28 protein-coding genes are annotated in these 26,026 nt (G+C 70.3%); 8 read left to right on the top strand and 20 right to left on the bottom strand.

Annotation, left to right across the window (positions count from 1 at the left end; all coding sequences use genetic code 11):
• The first annotated feature begins 82 nt into the window (after nt 1-82).
• Nucleotides 83-1,408: a DUF418 domain-containing protein gene (locus tag ACX9TP_RS33455; protein WP_482974701.1), complete on the top strand. Its 1,326-nt coding sequence runs from the start codon at nt 83-85 to the stop codon at nt 1,406-1,408.
• A 231-nt stretch (nt 1,409-1,639) separates the two neighbouring features.
• Here ACX9TP_RS33455 and ACX9TP_RS33450 read toward each other — a convergent pair whose 3' ends face one another.
• The 3 genes from ACX9TP_RS33450 to ACX9TP_RS33440 all read right to left on the bottom strand — a co-directional run bounded on the left by ACX9TP_RS33450 (nt 1,640) and on the right by ACX9TP_RS33440 (nt 4,915).
• A complete protein-coding gene (locus tag ACX9TP_RS33450) occupies nt 1,640-3,028 on the bottom strand; it encodes a di-heme oxidoreductase family protein (protein ID WP_482974700.1) in 1,389 nt (462 codons plus the stop codon).
• Nucleotides 3,029-3,137: 109 nt separating this feature from the next.
• Nucleotides 3,138-3,974, bottom strand: a complete 837-nt coding sequence (locus ACX9TP_RS33445; protein ID WP_482974699.1) for a hypothetical protein — start codon at nt 3,972-3,974, stop codon at nt 3,138-3,140.
• Between the two features lie 269 nt (nt 3,975-4,243).
• Nucleotides 4,244-4,915: a spermidine synthase family protein gene (locus tag ACX9TP_RS33440; protein ID WP_482974698.1), complete on the bottom strand. Its 672-nt coding sequence runs from the start codon at nt 4,913-4,915 to the stop codon at nt 4,244-4,246.
• Between the two features lie 200 nt (nt 4,916-5,115).
• Here ACX9TP_RS33440 and ACX9TP_RS33435 point away from each other — a divergent pair, with 200 nt between their 5' ends.
• Entirely contained in the window at nt 5,116-6,081 is a 966-nt protein-coding gene (locus ACX9TP_RS33435; protein ID WP_482974697.1) for a lipase family protein, read from the top strand.
• Between the two features lie 95 nt (nt 6,082-6,176).
• The gene (locus ACX9TP_RS33430; protein ID WP_482974696.1) at nt 6,177-7,316 is read left to right on the top strand and encodes an alkaline phosphatase; all 1,140 of its coding nucleotides are present in this window, start codon (nt 6,177-6,179) and stop codon (nt 7,314-7,316) included.
• A 15-nt stretch (nt 7,317-7,331) separates the two neighbouring features.
• On the opposite strand, the gene ACX9TP_RS33425 is transcribed toward ACX9TP_RS33430, so the two are convergent.
• Together ACX9TP_RS33425 and clpB are read right to left on the bottom strand one after the other, a co-directional pair.
• Nucleotides 7,332-8,300 carry an SAM-dependent methyltransferase gene (locus ACX9TP_RS33425; protein WP_482974695.1) on the bottom strand — a complete coding sequence of 323 codons (969 nt, stop codon included), beginning with the start codon at nt 8,298-8,300 and terminating at the stop codon, nt 7,332-7,334.
• A gap of 158 nt (nt 8,301-8,458) precedes the next feature.
• Nucleotides 8,459-11,083, bottom strand: a complete 2,625-nt coding sequence (clpB, locus tag ACX9TP_RS33420; protein ID WP_482974694.1) for an ATP-dependent chaperone ClpB — start codon at nt 11,081-11,083, stop codon at nt 8,459-8,461.
• Nucleotides 11,084-11,372: 289 nt separating this feature from the next.
• Between clpB and ACX9TP_RS33415 the strand changes: the two genes are divergently transcribed.
• Nucleotides 11,373-11,846, top strand: coding sequence for a hypothetical protein (locus ACX9TP_RS33415; protein WP_482974693.1), 474 nt, complete (start codon nt 11,373-11,375; stop codon nt 11,844-11,846).
• 27 nt (nt 11,847-11,873) lie between these two features.
• On the opposite strand, the gene ACX9TP_RS33410 is transcribed toward ACX9TP_RS33415, so the two are convergent.
• Genes ACX9TP_RS33410 through ACX9TP_RS33400 form a run of 3 tightly spaced genes read right to left on the bottom strand, consistent with a single transcriptional unit; the run spans nt 11,874 to nt 13,092 of the window.
• Nucleotides 11,874-12,524, bottom strand: a complete 651-nt coding sequence (locus ACX9TP_RS33410) for a hypothetical protein (protein ID WP_482974692.1) — start codon at nt 12,522-12,524, stop codon at nt 11,874-11,876.
• Nucleotides 12,521-12,835, bottom strand: coding sequence for a DUF1844 domain-containing protein (locus ACX9TP_RS33405; RefSeq protein ID WP_482974691.1), 315 nt, complete (start codon nt 12,833-12,835; stop codon nt 12,521-12,523). The genes ACX9TP_RS33410 and ACX9TP_RS33405 overlap by 4 nt, the downstream gene beginning before the upstream one ends.
• Complete coding sequence (locus tag ACX9TP_RS33400; protein WP_482974690.1) at nt 12,832-13,092, bottom strand: hypothetical protein; 261 nt, start codon at nt 13,090-13,092, stop codon at nt 12,832-12,834. The genes ACX9TP_RS33405 and ACX9TP_RS33400 overlap by 4 nt, the downstream gene beginning before the upstream one ends.
• Nucleotides 13,093-13,183: 91 nt before the next feature.
• Between ACX9TP_RS33400 and thiE the strand changes: the two genes are divergently transcribed.
• Genes thiE through thiD form a run of 3 tightly spaced genes read left to right on the top strand, consistent with a single transcriptional unit; the run spans nt 13,184 to nt 15,357 of the window.
• Entirely contained in the window at nt 13,184-13,840 is a 657-nt protein-coding gene (gene thiE, locus ACX9TP_RS33395) for a thiamine phosphate synthase (RefSeq protein WP_482974689.1), read from the top strand.
• A 21-nt stretch (nt 13,841-13,861) separates the two neighbouring features.
• Nucleotides 13,862-14,626, top strand: a complete 765-nt coding sequence (locus ACX9TP_RS33390; RefSeq protein ID WP_482974688.1) for a gamma-glutamyl-gamma-aminobutyrate hydrolase family protein — start codon at nt 13,862-13,864, stop codon at nt 14,624-14,626.
• Complete coding sequence (thiD, locus tag ACX9TP_RS33385; protein ID WP_482974687.1) at nt 14,623-15,357, top strand: bifunctional hydroxymethylpyrimidine kinase/phosphomethylpyrimidine kinase; 735 nt, start codon at nt 14,623-14,625, stop codon at nt 15,355-15,357. Before ACX9TP_RS33390 ends, thiD begins: the two co-directional genes overlap by 4 nt.
• A gap of 92 nt (nt 15,358-15,449) precedes the next feature.
• Here the strand turns inward: thiD and dnaB are convergent, their stop codons facing one another.
• The 12 genes from dnaB to ACX9TP_RS33325 form a co-directional block, all read right to left on the bottom strand.
• Entirely contained in the window at nt 15,450-16,817 is a 1,368-nt protein-coding gene (gene dnaB / locus ACX9TP_RS33380; protein WP_482974686.1) for a replicative DNA helicase, read from the bottom strand.
• 99 nt (nt 16,818-16,916) lie between these two features.
• Nucleotides 16,917-17,687 carry a LytR/AlgR family response regulator transcription factor gene (locus ACX9TP_RS33375; protein WP_482974685.1) on the bottom strand — a complete coding sequence of 257 codons (771 nt, stop codon included), beginning with the start codon at nt 17,685-17,687 and terminating at the stop codon, nt 16,917-16,919.
• Nucleotides 17,684-18,814, bottom strand: a complete 1,131-nt coding sequence (locus ACX9TP_RS33370) for a sensor histidine kinase (protein WP_482974684.1) — start codon at nt 18,812-18,814, stop codon at nt 17,684-17,686. Before ACX9TP_RS33370 ends, ACX9TP_RS33375 begins: the two co-directional genes overlap by 4 nt.
• Nucleotides 18,815-18,821: 7 nt before the next feature.
• On the bottom strand, nt 18,822-19,988 hold the full coding sequence (locus ACX9TP_RS33365) for an acyltransferase family protein (RefSeq protein WP_482974683.1): 1,167 nt from the start codon (nt 19,986-19,988) through the stop codon (nt 18,822-18,824).
• A gap of 172 nt (nt 19,989-20,160) precedes the next feature.
• The gene (gene rplI, locus ACX9TP_RS33360) at nt 20,161-20,604 is read right to left on the bottom strand and encodes a 50S ribosomal protein L9 (RefSeq protein WP_482974682.1); all 444 of its coding nucleotides are present in this window, start codon (nt 20,602-20,604) and stop codon (nt 20,161-20,163) included.
• 26 nt (nt 20,605-20,630) lie between these two features.
• On the bottom strand, nt 20,631-21,044 hold the full coding sequence (gene rpsR / locus ACX9TP_RS33355; RefSeq protein ID WP_482974681.1) for a 30S ribosomal protein S18: 414 nt from the start codon (nt 21,042-21,044) through the stop codon (nt 20,631-20,633).
• 50 nt (nt 21,045-21,094) lie between these two features.
• Entirely contained in the window at nt 21,095-21,565 is a 471-nt protein-coding gene (rpsF, locus tag ACX9TP_RS33350; protein WP_482974680.1) for a 30S ribosomal protein S6, read from the bottom strand.
• Between the two features lie 286 nt (nt 21,566-21,851).
• Complete coding sequence (gene pth, locus ACX9TP_RS33345) at nt 21,852-22,427, bottom strand: aminoacyl-tRNA hydrolase (RefSeq protein WP_482974679.1); 576 nt, start codon at nt 22,425-22,427, stop codon at nt 21,852-21,854.
• An 81-nt stretch (nt 22,428-22,508) separates the two neighbouring features.
• Nucleotides 22,509-23,198 (bottom strand): 50S ribosomal protein L25/general stress protein Ctc, encoded by a 690-nt coding sequence (locus ACX9TP_RS33340; protein ID WP_482974678.1) that lies wholly within the window; start codon nt 23,196-23,198, stop codon nt 22,509-22,511.
• Nucleotides 23,199-23,384: 186 nt separating this feature from the next.
• Entirely contained in the window at nt 23,385-24,335 is a 951-nt protein-coding gene (locus ACX9TP_RS33335) for a ribose-phosphate pyrophosphokinase (protein ID WP_482982263.1), read from the bottom strand.
• Between the two features lie 43 nt (nt 24,336-24,378).
• A complete protein-coding gene (spoVG, locus tag ACX9TP_RS33330) occupies nt 24,379-24,678 on the bottom strand; it encodes a septation regulator SpoVG (RefSeq protein WP_163999935.1) in 300 nt (99 codons plus the stop codon).
• Nucleotides 24,679-24,813: 135 nt separating this feature from the next.
• Nucleotides 24,814-25,188: a DUF5658 family protein gene (locus ACX9TP_RS33325; RefSeq protein WP_482974677.1), complete on the bottom strand. Its 375-nt coding sequence runs from the start codon at nt 25,186-25,188 to the stop codon at nt 24,814-24,816.
• Between the two features lie 208 nt (nt 25,189-25,396).
• Here ACX9TP_RS33325 and ACX9TP_RS33320 point away from each other — a divergent pair, with 208 nt between their 5' ends.
• Entirely contained in the window at nt 25,397-25,996 is a 600-nt protein-coding gene (locus tag ACX9TP_RS33320) for a thymidine kinase (RefSeq protein ID WP_482974676.1), read from the top strand.
• Nucleotides 25,997-26,026 lie beyond the last annotated feature (30 nt).

The following is a 26,026-nucleotide window of genomic DNA, read 5'->3' as shown; positions in this document are numbered from 1 at the left end:
GGTGTCCCGCACACGGAGTCGCGGCCGTGGCGCTCGAAGTGTATCGGTTGACGCTTTCGGCTCGCGGGCGTCTGCTGGAGTCATGTCCGAGCTCACTCCTCCCGCGGCGCCCGTGGGGAACAGTCCCGAGGCCCGCCCGGTGGCTGTCTCCGAGCGGGTCACCCTGCTGGACGCGCTGCGCGGCTTCGCGCTGTTCGGGGTCTTCATCTCCAATGCCATCACCTGGTTCAGCGGCCGGACGCTGCTGCCCCGCGAGCAGGCCCAGGCGCAGGTGGCACCGCTGCTCGAGGTCGTCGTCAACGCCGTCTACCAGACGCTGGTGAACCAGAAGTTCATCACCCTCTTCTCGTTCCTCTTCGGGCTGGGCTTCTCCATCCAGATGTCCCGGGCCTCGGCGCGGGGCGGCTCCGTCGTCCCGCTCTACTCGCGGCGGCTGTTCATCCTGCTGTGCTTCGGCGTGGTGCACCTGTTCGGCATCTGGATTGGCGACATCCTCCACACGTACGCGGTGGTGGGCTTCCTGCTGCTGCTGTTCCGCACCCGCTCGAACAAGACGGTGCTGGTGTGGGCGGTGGGGTTGATGGTGGTGATGTCGCTCGTGCTCCCCGTGCTCCAGCGCTACGGGCCGGTGCTGCTGCACGGCGCGGACGCGGCGGCGGAGCTGGCGAAGGCGTCCCAGGCCGCGGAGGCCGGCCACCGGGCGCAGTTGCTGGCGGCGCTCTCCAGTGACTCTCCGTGGACGGGGATGGTGGGGCGCGTGACGTACTACGTGGACACGTTCTTCCGCCTCAACCGCATCAAGTGGATGGGCCTCATCCTCTCGCGCTTCCTGTTCGGCCTGCTGGCGGGACGGCTCCTGCTGCTCCAGGACGTGGAGAAAAACCGGCCGCTGCTCCGCCGGATGCTCGGCTGGGGCTTCGGGGTGGGCGGGCTCATCAGCGTTGCCGGGCTGGTGATGACCCGCCTGCGCGCCATGGGGCTGCTGACGTCCCAGGACAGCTGGTGGCAGTTCGTCGTGAACAACCTCCAGGAGATTGGCTACCTGGCGCTGGGCGCCGGGTACGTGGCCGCCTTCGCCTTCCTGTTCCAGCGCGCGCGCTGGCACCGGGTGCTGGGAGCGCTCACGCCCGTGGGACGCATGGCGCTCAGCCAGTACCTGCTGCAGTCCATCGTGAGCGTGTGGATCTACGACGGCTGGGGACTGGGGCTCATCGGCAAGCTGCCGCCATCGCGCGTCGTCGCCCTCTGCTTCGTCGTCCTCGCCGCGCAGGTGGCGCTCAGCCACTGGTGGCTGGCGCGCTTCCGCTTCGGCCCGGCCGAGTGGCTCTGGCGCTCGCTCACCTACGGCCGCGCGCAGCCGATGCGACTGGCGGCGGGGGAGAAGGCGGCGGACGCCACGGCGGCGTGAGCCAAAAAGCCCGTCAGGGAGGAAAGAAGTGAGCGCGCCCGAGTGAACAAGCCATGTGGGGTTCTGATTAAGAGTCAGATGCCGAACCCTCGGCAGCGCCCCCGTGGAAGTGGAGGCGGACGGAGTTGAACCGTCTTCAAAGCGTGTAGGACCTCTTCGGCCGGGCGCGCTCAATCCAGAATGACGGGGCGGCGAAATAATCCCTGACACGGTGCCCGGGTCGGGCACTCCTCAGAGCGACTTCAGGAACGCGAGCACCGCCTCCCGGTCCTCGCGGCGCAGGCGCACGTAGCGCTCCCGGGCGGCGGCGGCCTCGCCCCCGTGCCACAGCACGGCCTCCTCGGCGTTGCGCGCGCGGCCGTCGTGCAGCAGGCGGGTGTGGCCGTTGACGGCCTCCTGGAGCCCCAGGCCCCACAGGGGCGGGGTGCGCCACTCCTGGCCGGTGGCGAGCCCGTCCTTGCGGCCGTCCGCGAGCCCCTCGCCCATGTCGTGCAGCAGCAGGTCGGTGTACGGATGGATTTTCTGGCCGGACAGCTCGGGGAAGCCGGGCACGGTGCCCGTCTCGAAGCCGGTGGACACGTGGCAGCCGGAGCAGCCGATGGCGCGGAACACGGCCTTGCCCCGCAGCACGGGCGGCGCGTCCCAGTCCCGCCGCTTCGGCGCCGCGACGAGCCGCATGTAGAGCACGAGCCGCTCCAGCTCCTCCGGCGTCACCTCCGGCCCGGCCGGCGCGGCGGCGTCCCGGCCCTGCTCCTTCGGGAAGAGCTCCGTGGTGAGCCCCATGTCCGCGACGAGGGCGTGGGCCACCTGCTGGCGCAGCGAGGTCTGGTTGGCCTTCCAGCCGAAGCGGCCCGTCTTCGTCCGCTGCTCGGCGACGTCCAGGACCTGGTTCGGCCGTCCGGAGATGCCGTCGTGGTCCGCGTCGTCGGGGTCCGCGAGGGCGAGCAGCGTGTCCTCGGGAATCGCCTCGAGCAGCCCCAGGCCGAAGTTGGCCGGGGACACGCGCGGGGAGAAGGGCGTCCCTTCACCGAGCGGCCCCTGGGTCAGGTCCTTGAAACGGTAGCGCGGGCGCAGCAGCGTGTAGTCCTCGCCCGTGGCGAACTCGCCATGGACCTCGTCGTAGGCCACCTCGACGGTGCCCTCCGCCGTCCGTCCGTCCACGGCGTGGAAGTCGAGCTGCTCGCCGTACAGGGGATGCGGTCCGCGTCCTTCCGGCGCACCGAGCTGGAAGACCAGCGAGCTGGGAGCCTCGGCCGGTGTAGCCGGGGGCCGACCGCGCCCGTCCTTCACGTGGCACGTCATGCAGGATGCGGCGCTGAAGAGCGGGCCCACGATGACGGGCCCGGTGCGCGTGTCGGTCCAGTCGCGGCCGAACACCTTCTTGCCCGCGTGGAAGTCCGGCCAGCGCGCCCGGTCCATGTTCATCAGCGAGCGGCCGAAGGCATTGCGTCCGGGGTCCGTCACGGTGGTGGTGCCACCGGAGAGCTCCTCGCCCGGCTCCACCACGGACGTCAGGTCCCCCAGCTCGAGCACGGGCGGACGCCGCACCGGGGTGGCCCAGACGGCGGTGAGCAGGAGGGCGCCCACGGGAATGCCAACAAGGTACAGCCGCCCGCGCATGGGAAGACTCCAGGAGACCCGGGGTGGAGCGGGCCGCCAATGGGGGACGCCGGGCAGGATACACCGACCTGCCCGGCGTGGCGCCTGTGCGGGGCACAGGCGGGAGCGACTACTTCGCCGGGACGAAGGTCTCGGCGGTGACGGCGAAGCTCTCCGCGGCGGCCTTCACGTCGATGGCCGTGAAGTCCGTGTACGGGTAGTGGCCGTCCTCGATCTGCTCGACGAACTCGACCATGTCGCCGCGCAGCACGCGGCCGTCCGCCAGCTGCACGGAGAAGTCACCCTGCTGGTTGCGCACGCGCCACACGCAGGCGCCGGGGATGGTCTCCATGGCGGACACCGTGGAGCCGGGCTTGTAGATCTCGATGTCGTACCCGTTGTCGAAGGAGAAGACGGCCACGATCCAGCGGAGCAGGTCGTACCAGTCGCGGATGATGATCATGTACCCGGCCGGCTGCGGCCCGCCGCCCTGGAGCACGCCGTCATTCCACACATTGACGCGGTAGGCGGAGCCGCCCGGAGCGCTGCTGCCGCTGAAGCGCGGCACCGCCGTCATGGACGAGCCGTCACGGCCCGGCACGAGGTTCAGCGTGCCGACCGTCTGGTCGCCCGCGCGCGCCGCCAGCGACAGGCCGCCCTGGGCGGCGCCGAACCGGCCCTGCACGTTCTGCGTCCACCGCGTGGCGCGAGCGAAGGTGCCGGAGACACCGTCCGTGCTCGCGTTGCGCAGGCCGGAGACCTGCAGGCCCGCCTCGGTGGAGGTCAGGCGCGCGTTGCCCGTCGCACAGCTCATGATGCCGGAGAAGCGCTGCACACACTGCGTGTCGGCCGCCGCCTCCTGGGCACCCAGGTTGTCCTCGGCCGAGGCCGTCTCGTCACCCTGGCAACCCGCCGCTACGCTCAAGAACGCGGCCGCCAGCAGGCGGCTCATCATCTTCATCTGCATGTGAAACCTCGTCGTTGGGGGAGATGCTGACTTCTCCGCCACTCGCGCGCGACCACCTGCGTCATCCAGGTGGGCGCTCCGCGTGGGCCGGCCCCGGAGGGCAATGCACCGTCCACGCCACGACGAAAACCTGGGCGGCCGGTCCCCGGCTCAGAGGGGAGACCGCGGGGGGGCTCCGGGGGGCTGTGGCGCCCGTTGTCACAAGGCCGGACGCAGCTGTAGCGCGCTCCGTCACACGCCCGGCGTGGACGACGCCCCGCGGCGAATCCTCAGCGTCCGCGCCGGCCCATGAAGAGGGTGTGTCGCGTTCCCTTCGTGCCATGGGCCGCCGGGTGCAGCACCTGGACGGTGAAGCCGGCCTGCTCCATGCGGCGCTCGAAGCCGGGGGCGGGGCCCGCGCTCCAGACGCCGAGCATTCCCCCGGGGCGCAGCGCGTGGAAGGCACGCGCGAGCCCCTGGCGCCCGTAGAGGCCCTGGTTGTCGGGGTGGGTGAGGGCGGTGGGGCCGTTGTCCACGTCGAGCAGGATGGCGTCGAAGGTGGCGGACTGGCGGGCCATGAGCGCGCCCACGTCTCCCTCGACCACGGTGACGCGCGGGTCCTCCAGCGGCGCGCCCGCGAGCGCGGCGAGTGGACCCCGGTTCCACGTCACCACGGCGGGGAGCAGCTCGGCCACCGTCACCCGAGCGCCGGGCGCGACGCGGTCCAGCACGGCCCGCACCGTGTAGCCGAAGCCCAGGCCGCCCACGAGCACCCGGGCGCCGCTCTTCCCCGCGAGCTGCGCGCACCCGGCCTCCGCGAGCGCCTCCTCCGAGCCGTGCCGCCGGCTGGACATCAGCGTCTGGCCGCGCACCCGCAGGACGTACTCGTCCCCGCGCCGCACCAGCGTGACTTCCCCCACGTCGGGGACCTGCGCGGTGTCGAGCGTCTCCCAAGGCTTCATGCGTCCGGCTCTTCGCGCGGAAGCCGCGCCCGGGTCAAGGCGCGCGGTGCTCCCGACATGTCGGGCCGACACGTCGAACGCGGCTCCCAGGGGAGGGCGGCAGCCCGCTCCAGAGGAGAACCCCGCCCGGCATGTCCGGTGCAAAATGGGCGGGGGAACCTGGACCGGGGGCTTCGGGCCCTCACCGAAAGGAATCACCCATGGCCTCCACGCCCTCCACCGCGCAGCTCGCCATCACCCTGTCGGCCATCTCGTACCTGGGGCAGCTCAACACCAACACGGAGCGCTTCACCCTGATGAACGCGGCCATGGCGGCCACGGTGCAGAACGGCTGGGGGATTGTCTGGGGCCCGGCGACGCAGGGCGAGGACCTGGTCTACGTGGCCTCCAATCAAGCGGGCCAATACGCGGTGGTGGTGCGCGGCACGCTGTTCGACCGCATCGAGGACGTCATCCAGGACAAGAGCGTCGCGACGCAGCAGGCGCTGCCCTTCACCGCGCCCGCGTTCTCCGGTGCGCAGGTCTCCCAGGGCGTGGTGGAGGTGTGGACCAACATCGACAACATGATTTCGTCCGTGCCGGGCTCGGGCACGGGCTCGCTGCTGTCCTTCCTGCAGGGGCTGTCCGGCGCACCCTCCCTGCTGGTGACGGGACACAGCCTGGGAGGGCAGATGGCCACGGTGCTCGCCGCGTGGTTCCAGAGCGCGCTGACGAATGTCTCCGGGGTGCTGCCCCTCACCTTCGCCGCGCCCACCGCGGGCAACACGGCCTTCGCGTCGGCCTTCGACACCGTCTTCGCCGGCGCCATGCGCTACTTCAACGCGCTGGACGTGGTCCCCCGCCTGTGGACGACGGACGGGCTGGAGTCCATCAAGTCCCTGTACTCCGGCGGGCCGCAGTGCGGGCTCTTGTGCAGGACGGCCGTCGACCGCACCCTCCACGCGCTCCAGAAGGCGGACCTGACGTACACGCAGCCGAGCGCCAGCACGAGCCTCCCCGGACAGCTCTACTCCACCGGCTGGGTGGGCGCGTTCGAGTCCGAGGTGAACGACCAGCACCGGGCGCTCTATTACATGTACCTGCTCGGGATTCCCCTCGCGACCATCCAGCAGCTCGACGCGAAGTGGGCCCCTCCGTCCCAGTCCGGCGCACTGTCGGTGGGCTGAGCGCGGGCCATCGAAGGATTCTTGGCCTTCGACGAAAAGGTTCGATTGGCTTTTGGGGGAGTGGCCGGGCAGCCTGCATGGGCAAAGGACACCTCATGCCCCGCCTGCGCTCGCTGCTCGCCATCCCCGCCTTCCTCGCGCTGTCCTGCCGGAGTGTCCCGGCGGCGCTGCCCCAGGCGCCCGCCGACCTTCCGAAGAACGTCGTCCTCATGGTGGGGGACGGCATGGGCCCCTCGCACTTCGCGGCGGCCCGGCTCCTGCGGGGCGAGGCCTTCGCGGCGGGCCGCTTCCCGGTGACGGGCATGGTCTCCACGCGCTCGGCGAACTCCGTCGTGACGGACTCGGCGGCGGCGGCCACGGCGATGGCGACCGGGACGAAGTCGAACAACCGGATGCTGGGCGTGGACCCGCAGGGGCAGCCCCTCCCCACGCTGCTCGAGCTGGCGGAGGCGCAGGGGCGGGCGACGGGCCTGGTGACGACCAGCTTCTTCGGGGACGCGACGCCCGCGGCCTTCGCCGCCCACACCGCGCGCCGCGACCAGGTGGCGGACATCGTCAGCCAGATTCTCGGCAGCGGGGTGGACCTCGTCGCGGGAGGCGGCGCGGAGCTGTTCGGCACGGCGGAGCTGCCGGCGCTGTCCACCGTGGCGGCGCGGCATGGCTGGTCGCTCTTCACCGAGCCCGCCGCGCTCGCCTCGGCGCCGCCGTCGAAGGCGCTCGCCGTCTTCCCCTCGCAGAAGAACGCCGCGGACGTCCCGGGGGCCCGGCTGCCGGACCTGGCGCGCTGGGCGCTGGCGCGCCTGTCCACGGACCCGGACGGCTTCTTCCTCCTGCTGGAGCACGAGGGCACGGACACGGCCAGCCATGAGAACGCGGCCGACGACTTGCGCAACAGCCTGCGCTCCTTCGACGAGACGGTGGCCGTCGTCGCGGACTTCGCGCGGCGGCGCGGCGACACGCTGGTGCTCGTCGTCGGAGACCATGAAACGGGAGGGCTGCGCGTCCTCGCGGACGGCGACGGGGGCGTGGCGCTGGAGTTCGGCACCCGGACGCACACCGGCTCGCTGGTGCCGCTCTTCGCGCTGGGGCCGGGCTCGGAGCGGTTCGTCGGCTTCTACGAGAACACGGAGATTGCCCACAAGGTGCAGGCGCTCTACGGCGCGGGGGCAGGGGAGACGCGGGGGACGGCCCACGCCGCCCGCGTCTCCACGGGCGGCGGGGCGGGGGGCCGCTGAGCGCGGCCCCGGGCGTCAGGCCTTCTCGGCGTAGACCAGCCCGTACTCGTCGGTGTTGTAGTGCAGGTGCCAGAAGAGCTGGCCGGGGTCCGTCTCCCGGGCCTTGCGCACGTTGGCGCGGACCTGGTCCATGGTCAGCGAGCCGGGCTCGCGCTGCATGCGCGTCAGGCTGTGCAGGGCGGTGAAGGCGGTGTTGGCGCCGGGGTACACATCCAGGGCGATGGAGTCCAGCCGGGCATTCTTGAAGCCCGCCTGCTGCAGCTCGGAGACGTAGCGCTGCGACGTCCACACGTTCGACTCGGGCATGGCGATGCGGCCGCGCCAGAAGCGCATGTACAGGCGGCGGCGCAGGCTCAGCCCGGCCTCTCGGTCCGTCTTCATGCACATGTCCGCCATCACCAGCCGGCCGCCGGGGCGCAGCACGCGGAAGGCCTCGCGCAGGAAGTCCCGGCGCGTCTTGAAGTGCAGGGCGGACTCTAGGGCGAAGACGACGTCGAACTCGCCGGACCCGAAGGGCAGGCTCGTCGCGGAGCCCTCCATCAGCCGGATGACGTTGTCCAGGCCGAGGAGCTTCGCGCGCTCGCTCGCGATGCGCACCTGCGTCGGCGTGACGTTGATGCCGGTGATGCGCGCCGGCTTGTACGACTCGGCCCAGAGCAGGTCCTGGTCCCCATAGCCGAAGCCGCAGTCCAGCACCGCCTCGCCCGCGCCCAGCCGCGCCGTCTTCGCCAGCAGGTGCGCCATCTGCGACTGGGCGGCGGGAAAGAGCTCACCCACCCGCTCGCAGTTGTTCTCGTCCACCTTCTCCACGTCGCGCCAGTAGCCCAGGTTCAGCCACAGCGGCTCGCGCCCCGTCCCCGCGCGGACCTGCTGGGGCAGGGGCATGCCGGGCACCCACGGCCCCACCTCGTCCGTGTAGAAGCTCGCCGCGTCCGCCAGCAGCGCCTTCTTCAGATTCGTTGCCACCTTGAGCACTTCGCGCATCGCTGCCTCCCAAGTTGTGGCGGCAACATACCCGAGTCGCTCGATTTGCAGGAATCACAAGGAGCACCCGGAGACAGACGAAGGGCCCGGACGCCGGGAGGGTCCACCTCCCAACACCGGGCCCTCCTGTTCCCACCGGGCCGCGCCCTTCGCGCGGACTACGCCGAGCGCTTCACGTTCTTCGCGGCGTCCACCAGCACCTTGGCGAACAGGAGCCCGTCGGGGCCCGCGTCGGCCTGGAGGTGGTCGCCCGGGAGGAACTCGCCGCTCAGCACCTTGAGGGCCAGCGGGTCCAGCAGGTACTTCTGCACGGCGCGCTTCAGCGGACGGGCGCCGTACGTCGGGTCGTAGCCGCGCTCCGCGAGGAAGTCGCGCGCCTTGTCCGTCAGCTCCAGCGTCAGCCGCTTGTCGGCGAGCAGCTTCGACAGCCTTCCGAGCTGCAGGTCGACGATGCGGAAGATGTCCTTCTTGCGCAGCGGCTCGAAGACGACGACCTCGTCCACGCGGTTGAGGAACTCCGGGCGGAAGTGGCCGCGCAGCGCGTCCATCACCTCGTCGCGCGTCTTCTCGTCCAGCTCGTCCTTGCCCGCCATGCCGGCCTGGATGTCCTGCGAGCCCAGGTTGGACGTCATGATGAGCACCGCGTTCTTGAAGTCCACCGTGCGGCCCTGGCTGTCCGTCAGCCGGCCCTCGTCGAGAATCTGGAGGAGGACGTTGAACACGTCATGGTGCGCCTTCTCGATTTCGTCGAAGAGCACCACGGTGTACGGCCGCCGGCGCACCGCCTCGGTGAGCTGGCCGCCCTCCTCGTAGCCGACGTAGCCCGGAGGCGCGCCGACCAGTCGCGACACGGCGTGCTTCTCCATGTACTCGGACATGTCGATGCGGACCATGGCCGAGTCGTCGTCGAAGAGGAACTCCGCCAGCGCCTTCGCCGTCTCCGTCTTTCCCACGCCGGTGGGGCCCAGGAAGATGAACGAGCCGATGGGCCGGTTCGGGTCCTGCAACCCGCTGCGCGCGCGGCGCACGGCGTTGGACACCGCTTCAATGGCGCTGCGCTGACCGATGACGCGCCTGGCGAGCCGCTCCTCCATGTGGACCAGCTTCTGGACCTCGCCCTCCATCAGCCGCGAGACGGGGATGCCCGTCCACTTGGCCACGACCTCGGCGATGTCCTCCGCGTCCACCTCCTCCTTGAGGAACTTCTGGCTCTTCTGCAGCTCGGCCAGCTTCTCGTTCTGCGCCTTCACCTCCTTCTCCAGCGAGGGAATCACGCCGAACTTCAGCTCCGCCGCGCGGTTCAGGTCGCCCTGACGCTCGGCCGCCGCCTGGTCGTTCTTGGCCTTCTCCAGCTTCTCCTTCAGGCCGCGGATGGCGCTGATGGCCGTCTTCTCTGAGTCCCAGTGCGCCTTGAGCGCGTTGAACTTCTCGCCCAGGTTGGCCAGCTCCTTCTCGATCTGGCCCAGGCGCTCCTGCGAGTGCGGGTCCGTCTCCTTCTTCAGGCCCTCCTTCTCGATCTGGAGCTGCGTCACCTTGCGGCGCACGTCGTCCAGCTCCGTGGGCATGGAGTCGATTTCGATGCGCAGGCGGCTGGAGGCCTCGTCCACGAGGTCGATGGCCTTGTCCGGGAGGAACCGGTCCGCGATGTAGCGGTGGCTGAGCGTGGCGGCGGCGACCAGGGCGTTGTCCTGGATGCGCACGCCGTGGTGCACCTCGTAGCGCTCCTTCAGGCCGCGAAGGATGCTGATGGTGTCGTGCACGCTGGGCTCGCCCACCATGACGGGCTGGAAGCGCCGCTCCAGGGCCGCGTCCTTTTCGATGTGCTTGCGGTACTCGTCCAGCGTGGTGGCGCCAATGCAGTGCAGCTCACCGCGCGCCAGCGCCGGCTTGAGCATGTTGCCCGCGTCCATGGCGCCTTCCGCCTTGCCCGCGCCGACGATGGTGTGCATCTCGTCGATGAAGAGGATGATTTCCCCGGCCGCGTCCGCGATTTCCTTCAGGACGGCCTTGAGGCGCTCCTCGAACTCGCCGCGGTACTTCGCGCCGGCCACCATGGCGCCCAAATCCAGGGACACCAGGCGCTTGTTCTTCAGCCCCTCGGGCACGTCGCCGTCGATGATGCGGCGCGCGAGCCCCTCGGCGATGGCCGTCTTGCCCACGCCCGGCTCGCCGATGAGCACCGGGTTGTTCTTCGTGCGGCGGCTCAAGACCTGGATGCAGCGGCGGATCTCCTCGTCGCGGCCGATGACGGGGTCCAGCTTGCCGGAGCGCGCCGCCTCCGTGAGGTCCCGCCCGTACTTCTCCAGCGCCTGGTAGGTGGCCTCCGCGTCCTGGCTCGTCACGCGCCCGGAGCCACGCACCTCCTTGAGGCCCGCGAGCACGCGCTCACGCGTCACGCCCGAGGACTTCGTCACCTCGCCCACCGCGCCCTTGTCGTGCGTCAGCGCGAGCAGCAGGTGCTCCGAGGAGACGAACTCGTCCTTGAGGGACTTGGCCTCGTCCTCGGCCTTGTCGAAGAGCTTGAGCAGGCGCTGGCCCAGAATCGCGCTCTCGCCGCCCTGCATCTTGGGAAGCTTCTGCAGCGCCTCACCCAGCCGGGCCGCGAACAGCTTCGAGTCCGCGCCAATCTTGCGCAGCAGGGGCTCGACGATGCCGTCCTTCTGGCCCAGGAGCGCGGTCGCCAGGTGCTCCGGCTCGTACTGCGGATTGTCCGCCCGCCGGGCCAGCGACTGGCCTTCCTGGATGGCCTCTTGTGCCTTCACCGTGTATTTGTCGAGTCGCATGTCAACAACGTAAGAGCCGAACCCCCCTTGGCAAGTTGGCGCAGTGCGTCGGGGTGTCAGCCCGCCATGGAATACTTTGGCCTCCTGGTAGCGACCGGGCTTTCAAGAGTGCCGGAGTTGCCATGTGGGCGAGGGCCGGGTATAGGCGGCGCCCATCCTCGGGGGGCTGATCCTGGAAGCGCACGGCGGTTATCTCGTACGACTCGAAAGCCTGGGCGGGCTGGAGCTGATCCGGCTGGCGCGTGAGGCGCTGGCGCTGGACGGCGCCACCGGCGCCACCGGCCTGCACGTGACGGTCAACCGGCGCCGCAAGGTGGTACGGCTGGCGTACGTGGGGCCCTTCACCGCGGGCCGCCAGGGCGCCCACTGGTACGCGGCGCACCACGCGCTGCCGAGGCTGCTGTCCCGGGCCGCCAACGTCACGGTGCACGCCTACGTGTTCGACCCGGACGAGGGCGAGGAAGTCATCGCCTACGGCAACGGCCGGCGCGTGGGTGGCGAGCGGGTGGTCTACGAGGACGTGGAGCTGCCCGGCCGCCCGGAGGACGTGGACGAAGCGGCCTTCAAGCACATGCAGGAGCGCTGGCCGATGGGGCACCTGGCCTACGTCTTCGGCCTCACGCGCAAGGAGCTGCTGCGCCTGCCCGTGGCGGTGCCCGGCCGCGTGCTGGCGCTGGATGGCTCGGAGCAGGACAGCGCGGCGGCGCTGGAGGCGCTGCTGCCGGGCGCGCAGGTGCCGCACCTGGGGCCGGACGCCCACTGACGGGGCGCCCCGCGCACCCAAAGGCGGCTACTCCTCCTCGGGCTCCGGATCCCTGGCGAGGACGGCGTCCCGCACAGCGTCGCTGCGGAAGTACTGGCCGAGCAGGGCGAAGGTGCCCGCCACCAGGACGGTGCCCAGCACGGAGAGCCCCACGGCGAACCACGGCGCGAGGGTGTTCACCATGTCCGCGGCCACCGGGTCCTGGTACGCCGGCAGGCTGCGCATGCTCTGCGCCAGCGCGGTGCCCATGCGCCGCGACACCACGGCGAACTGGGCGCCGTCGATGGTGCGCAGCACGGCCACCGTGATTGCGGCGCGACCGAGCAGGCGTCGCATGCCCTCGCGAGGCAGGCCGTCCGGACGGAGCATGCGGGCGCAGGCCACGAAGACGAAGGCACACGCGATGGAGAGCACCCCCATCAGGACGGTGCGCGGCTCGCGCATGGGCTCGAGGGCGGAGTACTGCGTCCGCACCACCGTCTCCATGAGGGCCTTGTCACCCATCCAGGCGGGGAACTCGTTCTCCAGCTGGCGCTCGCGGGCCTCGTAGAAGTGGGCCATGTGGGTGGCCTCGCTCAAGGCGGACCAGCCCGTGAGGGCGGCGAGCACGAGGCCCACCATGGCGGCGAAGCGGATGCCCCGAGGAAGCCCGCCCGAGCGGGAAGCAGACACCGTCACCGCTTGGTCGCCTCCACGAAGCGCAGGCGCAAGTCGGTGAGGAGCCCGTCGAAGAGCTTCTCCTCCTCGGCCGAGAGGTTCCCCTTCGTCTTCACGCGCAGCATGGAGAGCAGGTCCAGGTTCTGCCGGGCCAGGGGAAGGTCCTTCGCCGTCTGGCCCGTCTCCGGATTGGGAGCGTCACCGAGGTGGATGATGACCGCGGTGCCCAGTCCCACGATGAAGGTGCTGAAGGAAATCGACTCCTCGGACGCGGAGCGCGCTTCCCCCCGCATCACGAAGGTCTCGCCGCGCTTCTCGTCCCCGGAGCTCATGCGGAGGCCGAACCCTCGTCCTCGGAAGCCTCGTCGGACTCGTCCTCGTCGGACTCATCCTCGTCGATGTCGTCCTCGTCATCCTCGAAGTCGTCGACGTCGTCGAGCATGAGCGTCTCGACGGGGACGGACTTCTCCTGCACGTCCGGCAGGCCCTTGATGTGGCGCTCGTACGCCTTCTCGTCCAGGTGGCCGGAGCGCAGGTACCGGTCCGCCGTGCGCTTGTCGAGGTACTTCGGGTCCGCCGAATCCGCCATGTTCAAATCCTCAGAATTGCTTGGAAAACAGCGCGCCACCTTATAGCAGGGAGGGCGCCTGTCAACGACGCCGAGCCGCCTTCCGGAGCCGATGAACGCACCGCGACGCCCCATGCTTCCCCGTGGCCCGTACCTGCTGTGTGACGACACCGTCCTGCCGGAGGTTCCGCTGGTGGACAAGGCGGCACGGCTGGTGGCCGGCGGAGCCCGCGTGGTGCAGCTGCGCATGAAGCGCACGCCGCCCCGGGACGCGCTGGTGGCCGCGCGCGAGGTGGCCGCGCTGTGCCGGCGCGCGGGGGCGCTGTGCCTGCTGAACGACAGGGTGGACCTGGCGCTGCTGGCGGGGGCGGACGGGGTGCATGTGGGGGACGAGGACCTGCCTCCCGAGGCCGCGCGCGAGCTGCTCGGGCCTGGCCGGCTGGTGGGCGTCACGGTGCGCGGCGTGGACGGGGCGCGCGCGGCGCTCAAGGCGGGCGCGGACTACGTGGGCGTGGGGCCGCTCTTCGGCACGACGACGAAGCAGGTGGCGGCGCCGGTGCTGGGGCTGGAGTCCTTCGCGGCGGTGGTGAAGGGCAGCCCGCTGCCGGTGGTAGGCATTGGCGGCGTGGGGCTGGCGAACATCGCGAGGGTGGCGGCGGCGGGGGCGCATGGCGCGGCGGTGGTGTCCGATGCCCTGCTCGCCGGGGACATCGCCGAGCGGGTGCGCCAGTTGGTGGCCGCGTTTGAACGGGGAGGGGCGGGGGACTAGCCTCGCCCGTCCAGGAGCCCCATGAACAACCATCCGCGACACCACGGGCCGCCGCCGCGCCGCCCGAACATCGGCATCACCCCGGACTGGAGTCAGCCCGAGGACCAGGCCTTCGCCCGCTACGAGCTGAAGGTGCCGTACTCGGACGCGGTGCTGCGCACGGGGGGCCTGCCCTTCGTGTTGCCGTACACCGATGACCTGTCGTGCGTGGAGGCGTACCTGGACCGCGTCTCCGGGGTGCTCGTCACCGGTGGCGCGTTCGACATCCCCCCGGAGGCCTACGGCGAGACGGCGCGCGAGGGGCTGGGCGCGCTGAAGGAGGGGCGCACCGCGTTCGAGGCGGCGCTGATGCGCGGCGCGCTCAAGCGCAACATGCCGGTGCTGGGCATCTGCGGCGGCATGCAGCTGCTCAACGTCGTGCTGGGCGGCACGCTGTTCCAGGACATCGGCCGCGAGGTGCAGGGCGCCCGCGAGCACGAGCAGAAGCATGACCGCACCCAGCCGCAGCACCCGGTGGAGGTGAAGAGCGGCACGCTGCTGGCGGAGGCGGTGGGGCACGGCCAGCTGATGGTCAACTCCACGCACCACCAGGCGGTGCGCGCGGCGGGGAAGGATTCGGTGGTGTGCGCGGTGGCGCCGGACGGCGTGGTGGAGGCGATTGAGTCCACCGTGCACGGCTTCGCGGTGGGCGTGCAGTGGCACCCCGAGTACATGGCCACGACGATTCCCGTGCACATGGGCCTGTACAAGTCCTTCGTGCAGAAGGCGCGTGAGCACCGGCGGTGAGCCCGCGCGTCCTCCTGCTGGCCGGGCATGAGCCCACGGGGAGGGCGGGGTTATTGGCGGACGTGTCGGCCGTGCTCGCGCGGGGCGGGCAGCCGGTGGCGGTGCCCATGGCGCAGACGGCGCAGGGCACCCGGACGTTTGGCTGGGTGGCCGCCTCGCCGCGCATGCTGGCCGCGCAGGTGGCCGCAGCGCGCGAGCTGGGGCCGCTGCACGCGGTGAAGTGGGGCATGGTGCCCGGCCCCGCGCAGCTGTCCGCCGCGCGCGCGGCGCTTGAGGGCACGGAGGCGTGGTGGGTGGTGGACCCGGTGGTGCGCACGTCGCGGGGGCAGGTGCTGTCACGCCTGTCCGCGCGGGCGTACCTGGCGCTGGCGGGGCCGAAGGTGGTGCTCACGCCCAACCTGGATGAGGTGGGGTGGCTCTTGCGCCGGCCCGCGCCCCGCTCGGTGGAGGAGGCCGCGGAGGCCGCCGCCACGCTGGCGCGGTACGGCTTTGGCGCGGTGCTGGTGAAGGGCGGGCACCTGCCGGGCGACGAGGGACTGGCGGACGTGCTGGCCACGCCCGCGCGCGTGCGCGTGCTGAAAGGCGAGTGGCTGGAGCGCACGCCGGGGCGCCGCGGCACCGGGTGCCGGCTGGCCTCGGCGCTGGCCACGGAGCTGGGGCGGGGGAGGACGCTGGAGGCCGCGGTGCGCGCGGCGCGTGGGCTGGTGGTGCGCTACCTGCGAGCGGGTTAGCGCGGGAGTCCGCCGCGCCCGAGCGTCGCGTGTTCGGCTCCCGGAGCGGGCCCCCTCCACGAGGAGCCGCGCTTGCGTGAGGCGCCGCGGGCCTACTCGCCGCGGCTGCGGCTCTCGAAGCGGGTGTACTCCGAGAGGAACACCAGGTCGACGGAGCCGATGGGGCCGTTACGCTGCTTGGCGACGATGAGCTCCACCGGGATGACGGTGCTGGAGGGCGCGGCCGGTTGGCCGTCGGCGCCTTCCTCCGTCTCCTCGCGGTGGATGAACATCACCACGTCGGCGTCCTGCTCGATGGAGCCGGACTCACGCAGGTCCGACAGCATGGGCTTGCCGCCCTTGCGCTCCTCCACCTTACGGTTGAGCTGGCTGAGCGCGATGATGGGCACCTCCAGCTCCTTCGCCAGCTGCTTGAGCGCGCGGGAGATTTCCGCCACTTCCAGCTGGCGGCTCTCCACCTTGCCCTTCTGGTGCATCAGCTGGAGGTAGTCGATGACCAGCAGCGACAGCCGCGGGTCCTTCTGCTTCACGCGCCGCGCCTTGGCGCGCAAGTCGAACGGGGACAGGCCGCCCGAGTCGTCGATGTAGATGGGGGCGTTGTAGAGCGCGCCCGCCATCTCCTGGAACTTCTCCTCGTCGTGCGGCGACAGCCGGCCGCCGCGCAGCTTCTTCATGTCCACGCGCGCGGTGGACGCGAGCAGACGCATGAGCAGCTGGTCGGCGGGCATTTCCAGGCTGAAGATGCCGACGGCCTTGTTCTCCTTCAGCGCCGCGTGCACCGCGATGTTCATCGCGAAGGACGTCTTGCCGATGCCGGGACGCGCCGCGAGGATGATGAGCTCGCCGGCGTGCAGGCCGGTGAGCTGGTTGTCCAGGTCGATGTAGCCGGTGGACAGGCCCGTCACGCCCGTGGCCGCCGCCTTCATCTTGTCGAGCAGGTCGAGCGTCTGCTCCATCAGCTCGCTGACCGGGCGCAGGTCTCCCTCGCGCTTCTTCTCCGCGAGGAGGAACACCTTGCGCTCGGCCTCGTCGAGCAGCACCTCCAGCTCGCCCGTCTCCGAGCTGGCCAGCTCCTGGATCTCCCGGCCCACGTTGGCCAGGCGCCGGCGGATGGCCTGGTCCTTGACGATCTGCGCGTACTGGACGGCGTTGGACGCCAGTGGCACCACCTGGTCCAGCCGCATCAGGTACGCGGGGCCGCCCACGGCGACGAGCTGCCCGAGGACCTTCAGCTCCTCGGCCAGCGTCAGGTGGTCGACCTGCTTGGACTGGCCGTCCAGCTTGAGCATCGCCGCGAAGATCTGCGCGTGCGCGGGGCTGGAGAAGTCGTCCGGGAAGACCACCTCACCCACCGCGGCGATGAGCGTGTTGTCCGCGAGCACGGCGCCCAGCACGGCTCGCTCCGCGGCAAGGTCCTCGTGAACCCGCCGGCCTTCTCTCATTTCGAGGACGTTTTCCATGGCTGCCTGCTCACTCTACAGGCGGCGCTGACATACCCCAATTTCCTGCCACAGACCTGTAGCAGCGGGTGGGTGGAGGAGGGCGCCCTACCCCATGACTCACCCCGCCATTCCCCATCTTTCGAGGAAGGCTTCACGCCACGTGCGGCTGAGCACCACCGTGGTGCCGTCCTTGAGGACGAGGATGCCGTCGCCGTGCGTCCAGGGCTCCAGCTTCGCCACCGCGTCCAGGTTGACGATGTCGCTCCGGTGCACGCGCACGAAGCGCTCCGGGTCCAGCCGCTCCTCCAGCGCGCGCAGGCTCTGGCGGACGAGGTGCTCGCCCTGGGCGGTGTACAGCCGCACGTACTTGTCCTCGGAGGACAGCCGCCAGACGGTGTCCAGCCGCAGCGGCACCCAGGCCTCGCCCACCTTCACCACGAGCCGCTCCAGCGGGCGCGCAGGCGTGGCGCGCGACAGGTCCTGCAGCATCGCCTGGAGCCGGCCGGATTCGTCCTGCTCGCCGATCAGCAGCGCATGGGCCTTGTCGAGCGCCCGGCCGAAGCGGGCCGCGTCGTAGGGCTTGAGCAGGTAGTCCACCGCGTGCGCGTCGAAGGCGCGGAGGGCGAAGGCGTCGTAGGCGGTGGAGAAGATGACCGCGGGGCAGTCCTCCGGCCCGAGGGACTCCAGCACCTCGAAGCCGGTGAGCCCCGGCATCTGCACGTCGAGCACGAGCAGGTCCGGACGCAGCGCCTCCACGCGCGTGAGTGCCTCCGTGCCGTCCACCGCTTCGCCCGCGAGGAGGAAGCGCGCGTCGTCCGCGAGCAGGCGCTTCACCTTCGCCCGCGCGGGGGCCTCGTCGTCGACGACGAGCACGCTGAAGCGCTTCATGGCGTCACCTCGCGAGGCAGCCACAGCGACACGCGCGCGCCACCCTCCGGGCCCCGCCCGCGCTCCAGCCGGGCCCGTCCGCCATGCAGCAGCGCGAGGATGCGCTCCAGGTGCGTCAGCCCCACGCCGGGCCCCTTCGCGGGCGAGGACTCCCCGAACCCACGGCCCGTGTCCTCCACCTCCAGCAGCACGCCCGCGCCGTCCTCGCGCGCGCGGATGCGCACCTCCAGCGGCTCGCGCCGGTCCTGGTTGTGCTTCACCGCGTTCTCCACCAGGGCCTGCAGCGCGAAGCAGGGCACTCGCGCGGCCTCCAGCCCGGGGGCCACGTCCCAGCGCACCGTCACGCGCTCGCCGAAGCGGGCGGCCAATAGCGCGATGAAGCGCTCCGCGTGGGCTCGCTCCTCCGCCAGCGTCCAGGTGGCCTCCTTGCGCTCCAGGCTGGCGCGCAGCAGGCCGCCCAAGTCACTCAGCAGCCGATCCGTGCGCGCCAGGTCCTCGTACATCACCGAGCTGATGGTGTTCAGCGCGTTGAAGAGGAAGTGCGGGTGGAGCTGCCCGGTGAGTGCCTGGAGCCGGGCCTCCCGCAGCTCGCTCTCCAGCGTGGCCTCGCGGACGGCCCGTGCCTGCCGCTCCCTCCAGGAGATGAAGAGGCTCCAGAGCACCGCGCCGACCGAGTACGTGATGAGGTCCTTCTGGGCCTCCATGAGAATGCGGAAGGCCAGGTCTCCATAGTCATAGCGCCCCAGGTCGAGCAGCGCGTAGAGCGGGTAGCGCACCGGCACCATCGCCACCATGTGCAGCGTGGTGAAGAGCACGAAGCCCACCACATGGATGCCCAGGAAGCGCCCCCAGCCGACGCGGGGGCTCGGGGCGTTGAGCACCGCGGCGTAGAGGATGGGCAGCACGACCCAGACCCCCAGCGCCCCGGTGATTTCCCAGACGAAGGGCTCCAGCAGCGGGATGCGGCCGCCGTTGCCGAGGATGGTGAAGAACACCGTCAGCCCGTTCCACAGCCCCACGCCCAGGAAGAACGCGAACAGCCCCAGCGCGGTCCTCGCACGCAGGCGCGGCCACTGCCAGCCAGGGGGGGCAGGAACGGCAGGGCTGTCTGCGGGAAGGGAAGCCATGGGCGCGTCAGGCAGTATGCCCCGCCTCCGCCGCCCGGAGCGCGGAGGGCCGGGCCGCGCGCGGCTTCATCCCGAAGCACGGCCTCAGGAAGGGGACCCGCGCCACGGCCTCGGTCAGCCCCCAGGTGACGCCGAAGGACACGGCGAGCACCAGCCCGAACAGCGCCAGCGGCCCCACGGGAAGCGCCAGGAGCACGTAGCCCACGACGACGATGACCGTCTGGTGGAGGATGTAGAAGGGATAGGACAGCTCCTGCGCGTGCTTCAGCCAGGGCCGGCGCACGTGGATGCGCGCCCGCGCCCAGGCCAGCGCCGTCAGGATGAAGAACCAGAGCGCCGCCTGCGCGCCGAGCACCTCCGGCACCAGGGGGAATTCGCTGTCCGGCATCATGACGGCGAAGAGCACGGCGCTCGCCACCAGCAGCCCGCGCCGCCGCTCCACCAGGGCGTCCCACACGCGCGGGCAGCGGCCCAGCAGGTGTCCCAGCAGGAAGAGCAGGCCGTAGTGGCCGAAGGTCCTCGGGTCATCGAGGAGCGCGTGCGTCTCCGGGTGGTGGCGCAGCACCAGCCAGTTGAGCGCGAGCGGCGCGAAGAGCCACACCACGTTCCACCCCCGGCACAGCCAGCCCTCCACCCGCGCGAGCAGCACCTGCCCGCGCGCCGAGCCCAGCGCCGCGAAGAGCGGCAGCGAGAGCACGCAGTAGACGAAGAGGTACGCGACGAACCAGAGGTGGTGCCAGCTGAAGCTGCCGGCGGGGTAGGGCACGAAGTCGAACACCGACGGGTAGAACTCCGCGTAGCTGCCCTGGAAGCGGCCGCGGAACAGCTGCTCGATGTAGATCTGCGGCGGCACCACCAGGAACATGCCGAACACCAGCGGCCCCAGGAGCCGCTTCACGCGGTCCTTCGCGAACGTGCCCACCGAGCGCCGCCGCAGCGCCAGGGCCGTGCCCACGCCGGAGATGAGCATCAACAGCGGCATCCGGACGTGGTGCAGCACCTCCATGGGCGGCTCCAGCCACGTCAGCGCCTGGGCGCTCTTCACGTGCCAGTCCCAGCGGTTGAACATCATCCCCGTGTGGAACAGGTGCAGCACCAGGATGGCCACCACCCGGAGCCAGTCCAGGTCGGGGCGGTGCTCGTCGACAGCATGCGGCGCGGCGGTGGTGCTCATGGGAGAGCCTCCTTCCACTCCGAGATACGCAGGGCGCGCACGACGCTCCACGCGGATGTCGTGGGACGGACCGGACGCGGCGCGAGCCGGACGGGGAGGGGGCGGGAAAAGCGAAAGGCCGCCCGGGTCTCCCCGGACGGCCTTCCGAACTTCAGCGACGCAGAGGCGAGGACTACTCGGCCACCACGTCGACCTTGATCTTCGCCACGACCTCGCGGTGCAGCCGCAGCTCCACCTCGAAGTGGCCCGTCGACTTGATGGGCTCGGGCAGGTGGATGGCACGGCGGTCCACCGTCTGGCCCTGGGCGGCAACGGCCTCGGCGATGTCCAGCACGGTGACGGAGCCGAAGAGCTTGTCCTGCTCGCCGACCTTGCGCTTGATGGTCACCTTGATGTTGCCGATCTTCTTCGCCTGCTCCTCCGCCGCGCCCTTCAGCTTGGCGTTGCGGGCGGTGAGCACTGCCTTCTCGTGCTCGAGCTGGCGCATGTTCTGCTCGCTCGCGAGAACCGCCTTCTTGCGAGGCAGCAGGTAGTTGCGGCCGAAGCCGTCCTTCACGGTGACGAGGTCCCCGGACTTGCCGAGGTTGTCGATGTCCTCACGCAGAATGACCTTCATGTTCAGTCTCCTGTGCGGACCGGCGGCTAGCCGACCACCGCGTTGTAGGGGAGCAGCGCGATGCCACGGGCGCGCTTGATGGCCACCGCCACCTCACGCTGGTGCTTCGCGCAGTTGCCGGAGATGCGGCGGGGGATGATCTTGCCGCGCTCGGTGACGAAGTACTTCAGCGTCGCCTGGTCCTTGAAGTCCACGGACGCGTTCTTCTCGGCGCAGAAGCGGCAGACCTTCTTGCGGCCGAAGCCGCGTCCACCACCGCGCTTGTCGTCGTCGCCACCCATGCCGCCGCCGCGGTCGTCACGACCACCGCGGTCATCGCGGCCACCGCGGTCACCGCCGCGGCCACCACCACCAAAACCACCGCCGCCACCACCACCACCGAAGCCGCCGCTGCGGCCGCCCGGGCTGGAGCCCGTCTTGCTTTCAGTTCCGTTGCTCATGAGCGTTCTCGATTCCTGGGTTGGTCCCTAGGGAATTGACCCGGTGGCCCTCAGGCCTCCTCGGTCGACTCCTCCTCCGCCTCGACACCCGGCTCCTCGCCGCCACGGAAGCCGCCCTCGCGCTCCGCGGGAGCGCCCGGACGGGTCTCCTCGACGTCGCCGGCCAGCTTCAGGTCCTCGAGGACCGGACGCGTCTCCGGGTCCACCTCTTCGGCGACCTTCACGGAGATGTACCGGGTGACCTCATCGAGGTTGCGCAGGTTGCGCTCGATCTCAGCCACCAGCTTCGAGCCGCCCAGGTAGCTGGCGTGCACGTAGATGGCGCGGGGCTGCTTCGCCACGGGGAACAGGGTCTTCTTCTTGCCCCACACCGTGAAGCGGAGGAGCTTGCCACCCTCACGACCAACGATGCCGCGGACGCGCTCCTTGAGCTTGTCCACGTTGTCGTCCGTCAGGTCCGGCTTGACCAGGAAGATGGTCTCGTACTCACGAAGCCGCGTCGCGGCCTGCGTCTCAGCCATGTTTTCTCTCCCCTTGGGGTCGAGTGCCCCTCGGACAATCCGAGGAGCGGGGAAACGGTCAGCAAGGCCAGGAGGCCCGTGCCGCCGGGGACGGGAAACCGCGCGCCCGTCACCTTCGCGCTACGTCCCGTGCTCGAACACGGGAAGCTGTGAAAGAACATCCCACCGGCTCTGCACCCGCTGGGGGAACGCGCCTTCTAGGAGGGGGCCCCCTCCAAGTCAAGCGGCCGGAGGGCCCGGCCGCCCGCCTGCCCCCCGGCAAGCCCTGGCGCGGGCCCGGCACCGGCTAGGCCTTCCGGTTGAACCGGTTCATGGCCACGGACAGTCCGTCCCGAATCCATGTCTCCGTCATGTCCATGGAACGGCCGATGAGCTCCTCCAGCTGCCGGCGCTCGCCGTCATCGAAGCCGGAGAGGACGTAGCCGGACACGCGCTCGCGGGCGTTGGGGCCCTCCGGCTTGCCGATGCCGAAGCGCAGGCGGATGAAGCCCTCGTCGCCCAGGCTGGAGACGGTGCTCTTGAGTCCGTTGTGGCCGCCAGAGCCGCCGCCCGCCTTGAGCTGGAGCCGGCCGAAGGGCAGGTCCAGCTCGTCGTGGATGACGAGCACGTCCTCCACCGGCACCTTGTAGAAGCGCGCGGCCTCCGCCACCGAGCGTCCCGACAGGTTCATGAACGTCTGCGGCTCCACGAAGAGCACGCGCTCGCCGGCCAGCGTGCCCTGGCCCACCTTCGCGGCGAACTTCTCCTGGTTGAGCTGCGCGCGCGCCCGGGACAGCAGCGCCTCCACCACCATGAACCCGATGTTGTGCCGGTGCCGCTCGTACTCGCGCCCCGGGTTGCCCAGCCCGACGATGAGCTTCATGAGAGGCTCCGAAACGAGAACGGGGCCAGCCCCTGCTTCGGGCCAGCCCCGCTCCAGAAGGGTTGCGTGGGAAGAAGACTACTACTTCTTCGCCGGGGCCTTGGCCGCGGCGGCCGGAGCCGCCGCCTTGTCGCCCGCCTTCGCGGCAGCCGGAGCCGCCGCGGCAGCAGCCGGAGCCGCCGCAGCCGCCACCGGGGCCGCCTCGGCCGCCTCGGGCGCGCTGAGCACGGCCACGGTGTAGTTGACGTTCGTCTTCACGGACACGCCCGCGGGGAACTTCACGTCGTTGACGTGGAGGGCCTCGGCGATCTTCAGCGGCGTCACGTCCACCTCGATGCGCTCGGGGATGGCGTTCGGCAGCGCCCAGACCTCGAGCTCGCGGCGAATCTGCGTGAGCAGACCGCCGTCCGCCACGCCCGCCGCCTTGCCGACGAGCACCAGCGGCACGTTCACCTTCACCTGCTCGTTCTCACGAACGGCGATGAAGTCGACGTGGAGGATGTCGCGGGTCAGCGGGTCCATCTGGTAGTCCTTCAGGAGGACCTGATGGGTGTCCGCGCCCAGCTTGACCTGGATGAGGGTGTTGAACTTGTGCGGGGTGTTGATGGCCACGCGGACCGACTTGGGGTCCACGGCGATGTGCACCGGCTTGGCCAGGTGCTTGCCGTAAACCACGGCGGGAACCACGCCCTTCGCGCGCAGGCGGCGGGCAACGCCCTTGCCGGAACCTTCACGCGCCTGGGCCTCGAGGGTGGTCTTGTCGACGGACATGGAAATGCCTCACGAAAGGGGACTGCGGTTGCCACCGGCCACCCTGGCGCCCTCGGCATCCCGCCCCAGTGGCGGGCCCCGAAGACGGCGCCCTGAGTGAGGGAGCCAATGGAGGAGGCTGCACATGCCAGCCGGAGGGCCCGGAGTCAAGCCGCCCGGCTGTCAGGCGCGCCCAGGCTCAGACGCTCAGACGAAGAGCGAGCTGAGCGAGTCCGCGCGGTGGATGCGGGCAATGGCCTCGCCGAAGAGGCGCTCGGTGGTGAGCACGCGAATCTTCGAGCAGGACTGCGCCGCGGGCGACAGCGGCACGGTGTCCGTGAAGACGACCTCTTCCAGCACCGAGTCGGTGATGCGCTGGATGGCCGGCCCGGAGAGGATGGGGTGGACGGCGTAGGCCACCACCCGGCGCGCGCCCTTGGCCTTCAGCGCGGCGGCCGCCTGCGTGAGCGTGCCGGCGGTGTCCACCATGTCGTCCACCAGCACGGCGTCCTTCCCGTTCACATCGCCGATGAGGTTCATCACCTCGGAGGCGTTGGGGCGCGGGCGGCGCTTGTCGATGATGGCCAGGCCCGTGTTCAGCCGCTTCGAGTACGCGCGGGCGCGCTCGACGCCGCCGGCGTCCGGCGAGACGATGACCAGCTCCTGCGAGTCGGGGAAGCGCTTGCGCAGGTCCTCCAGGAACACCGGCGAGCCGTAGAGGTGGTCCGAGGGGATGTTGAAGAAGCCCTGGATCTGCCCGGCGTGCATGTCCATGGACACCACGCGCTCGGCGCCCGCGGACTCCAGCAGGTCGGCGATCAGCTTCGCCGTAATCGGCGTGCGCGGGGCGACCTTCCGGTCCTGCCGGGCGTAGCCGTAGTAGGGGATGACGGCGGTGATGGAGCCGGCGCTCGCCCGCTTGAGGGCGTCGCACATGATGAGCAGCTCCATCAGGTGGTCATTCGCCGGAGGACACGTCGACTGCAGCACGAAGATGTCGTGACCGCGGACGTTCTCTCCTATCTCGACGTGGATCTCCCCGTCGGAGAAGCGACCGACCTCCGCCTTGCCCAGAGGGCGCTTGAGGTACTCGCAAATGCGATGCGCCAGGCCGGGATTCGAGTTCCCGGCGAACACCTTGAAGTCACGCGGCTGCATGGTGGGGCCGCTGACTAACCTGGACACGGGTGGAAGGGAAGTCCTAGTCCATGTCAGCCGGCGCTGAGACGAGCATCCCGGCTTGCGCCTGGTGCAGGTGTCTCTCGTACTCGATGAGGATGACGCGCTCCATCTGGCTGCGCGTATCCGCATTGAGCGGGTGGGCTATGTCCTTGTACGTCCCATCCTTCCGTTTCTTTGCCGGCATCGCGATGAACAGCCCGGAGGAGCCGTGGATGACCTTCAAATCGCGAATGACGAAGCAATGATCCAGGGTGATGGTGACGTACGCCTTGAGCTTGTCCTCTTCGACCGGAAACACCCGGACGTCGGTGATGTTCATGGTCCCCCCCCGAACCCGAAAGGTCGGAGCTGAAGGGAAGCCTGGGACATACCGGGTGTAAAATGCAAGCGGGGACCCGAGTGACCCAGGTCCCAATGTTCAATTCACCCACAGTCCAGCGGTCTACCGGTGGGGTCAGTGGAAGGCGCCGGGCCAGTGCAGGACCAGGTGGGTCAGGAAGGCCAGGTGGTAGACCACGATGATGCCGTAGACGACGGCGCCCGCCCGGATGGCGATGCGACTGGCCTTCAGCCGCCGGTGGAGGCACAGCAGCCAGAGGCCGGCATTCACGATGACCAGCTTGGAGAACATGAAGACGAGCGGCGACTGCTCGTACGCCACGCGCATGAGCGGGTTGAGCTCCTCCGCCACCCCGAGCTGCAGGAACAACAGGGTGAACAGCCCGTCCATCAGGTTCAGCATCAACAGCGCCACCGACGCGGGTGACACGTAGAAGGAAGCCCTGCTGGCCCACGCCGCATCCCGCACCTGCTCGACTGTCGCCGCCATTCCCCGCCTCCCGCGCCCGTCCACCGGAACCGGAAGCAGTCCCTTTCAAGAGGCTTGCCAGCGCCCCGCGGCGCGTGCGGAAGCAGGGGGGCGAGCGGGCTCATACGGTGCGTGGAGGGCGTGTGGGACGGGCGCGTTGAAAGTTGACTCCCCTGGGGGTGTGGCAGACTATCCGCGCCCCTCCAGGCCCCTGTCCGCGAGCGCTTCCTTGCACCAATTCCCCAAAGATATCGGGTGGATAGAGGTCATCTGCGGCTCCATGTTCTCCGGCAAGACGGAGGAGCTGATCCGCCGCATCCAGCGGGCCTTGTACGGCAAGCAGAAGGTGCAGGTCTTCAAGCCGCGCATCGACAACCGGTACGACGACACGGCGGTGGTGAGCCACTCGCAGCTCAAGGTCACCTCCACCCCCATCGACCGGGCTGAAGAGATTTTTTACCGGTTGGCCGCGGACACCCAGGTGGTGGGCATCGACGAGGTGCAGTTCTTCGGCGCGGAAGTCGTGGCGGTGGTGCAGGCGCTGGCCAACCGGGGCCTGCGCGTCATCTGCGCGGGGCTGGACCAGGACTACCAGGGGCGCCCCTTCGAGCCGATGCCGCAGCTGATGGCGGTGTCCGAGTACGTGACGAAGGAGCTGGCCATCTGCGTCGTCTGTGGGAATCCGGCCAATCGCTCCCAGCGGATTGTTTCGAGCGGGGAGCGCGTGGTGGTGGGCGCGGCCGGGGCGTACGAGCCGCGCTGCCGCAAGTGCCATGTCACGGAGCCGACGGAAGGCACGCCGCCGCAGACGCTGAAGCTGTTCGACTGAAGCGACACGAGTCGTCCCCGCCCGGCCAGG

It is taken from the genome of Pyxidicoccus sp. M15 (assembly GCF_056858435.1).
This window is presented reverse-complemented; position numbering and strand designations above follow the sequence as displayed.

Excerpts from the sequence above, each read along its gene's own strand:
- ACX9TP_RS33455 (WP_482974701.1), top strand. The coding sequence starts at position 83 with ATGTCCGAGCTCACTCCTCCCGCGGCGCCCGTGGGGAACAGTCCCGAG.
- ACX9TP_RS33450 (WP_482974700.1), bottom strand. The coding sequence starts at position 3,028 with ATGCGCGGGCGGCTGTACCTTGTTGGCATTCCCGTGGGCGCCCTCCTG.
- ACX9TP_RS33445 (WP_482974699.1), bottom strand. The coding sequence starts at position 3,974 with ATGCAGATGAAGATGATGAGCCGCCTGCTGGCGGCCGCGTTCTTGAGC.
- ACX9TP_RS33440 (WP_482974698.1), bottom strand. The coding sequence starts at position 4,915 with ATGAAGCCTTGGGAGACGCTCGACACCGCGCAGGTCCCCGACGTGGGG.
- ACX9TP_RS33435 (WP_482974697.1), top strand. The coding sequence starts at position 5,116 with ATGGCCTCCACGCCCTCCACCGCGCAGCTCGCCATCACCCTGTCGGCC.
- ACX9TP_RS33430 (WP_482974696.1), top strand. The coding sequence starts at position 6,177 with ATGCCCCGCCTGCGCTCGCTGCTCGCCATCCCCGCCTTCCTCGCGCTG.
- ACX9TP_RS33425 (WP_482974695.1), bottom strand. The coding sequence starts at position 8,300 with ATGCGCGAAGTGCTCAAGGTGGCAACGAATCTGAAGAAGGCGCTGCTG.
- clpB (WP_482974694.1), bottom strand. The coding sequence starts at position 11,083 with ATGCGACTCGACAAATACACGGTGAAGGCACAAGAGGCCATCCAGGAA.
- ACX9TP_RS33405 (WP_482974691.1), bottom strand. The coding sequence starts at position 12,835 with ATGAGCTCCGGGGACGAGAAGCGCGGCGAGACCTTCGTGATGCGGGGG.
- ACX9TP_RS33400 (WP_482974690.1), bottom strand. The coding sequence starts at position 13,092 with ATGGCGGATTCGGCGGACCCGAAGTACCTCGACAAGCGCACGGCGGAC.
- thiE (WP_482974689.1), top strand. The coding sequence starts at position 13,184 with ATGAACGCACCGCGACGCCCCATGCTTCCCCGTGGCCCGTACCTGCTG.
- ACX9TP_RS33390 (WP_482974688.1), top strand. The coding sequence starts at position 13,862 with ATGAACAACCATCCGCGACACCACGGGCCGCCGCCGCGCCGCCCGAAC.
- dnaB (WP_482974686.1), bottom strand. The coding sequence starts at position 16,817 with ATGGAAAACGTCCTCGAAATGAGAGAAGGCCGGCGGGTTCACGAGGAC.
- ACX9TP_RS33375 (WP_482974685.1), bottom strand. The coding sequence starts at position 17,687 with ATGAAGCGCTTCAGCGTGCTCGTCGTCGACGACGAGGCCCCCGCGCGG.
- ACX9TP_RS33370 (WP_482974684.1), bottom strand. The coding sequence starts at position 18,814 with ATGGCTTCCCTTCCCGCAGACAGCCCTGCCGTTCCTGCCCCCCCTGGC.
- ACX9TP_RS33365 (WP_482974683.1), bottom strand. The coding sequence starts at position 19,988 with ATGAGCACCACCGCCGCGCCGCATGCTGTCGACGAGCACCGCCCCGAC.
- rplI (WP_482974682.1), bottom strand. The coding sequence starts at position 20,604 with ATGAAGGTCATTCTGCGTGAGGACATCGACAACCTCGGCAAGTCCGGG.
- rpsR (WP_482974681.1), bottom strand. The coding sequence starts at position 21,044 with ATGAGCAACGGAACTGAAAGCAAGACGGGCTCCAGCCCGGGCGGCCGC.
- rpsF (WP_482974680.1), bottom strand. The coding sequence starts at position 21,565 with ATGGCTGAGACGCAGGCCGCGACGCGGCTTCGTGAGTACGAGACCATC.
- pth (WP_482974679.1), bottom strand. The coding sequence starts at position 22,427 with ATGAAGCTCATCGTCGGGCTGGGCAACCCGGGGCGCGAGTACGAGCGG.
- ACX9TP_RS33340 (WP_482974678.1), bottom strand. The coding sequence starts at position 23,198 with ATGTCCGTCGACAAGACCACCCTCGAGGCCCAGGCGCGTGAAGGTTCC.
- ACX9TP_RS33335 (WP_482982263.1), bottom strand. The coding sequence starts at position 24,335 with ATGCAGCCGCGTGACTTCAAGGTGTTCGCCGGGAACTCGAATCCCGGC.
- spoVG (WP_163999935.1), bottom strand. The coding sequence starts at position 24,678 with ATGAACATCACCGACGTCCGGGTGTTTCCGGTCGAAGAGGACAAGCTC.
- ACX9TP_RS33325 (WP_482974677.1), bottom strand. The coding sequence starts at position 25,188 with ATGGCGGCGACAGTCGAGCAGGTGCGGGATGCGGCGTGGGCCAGCAGG.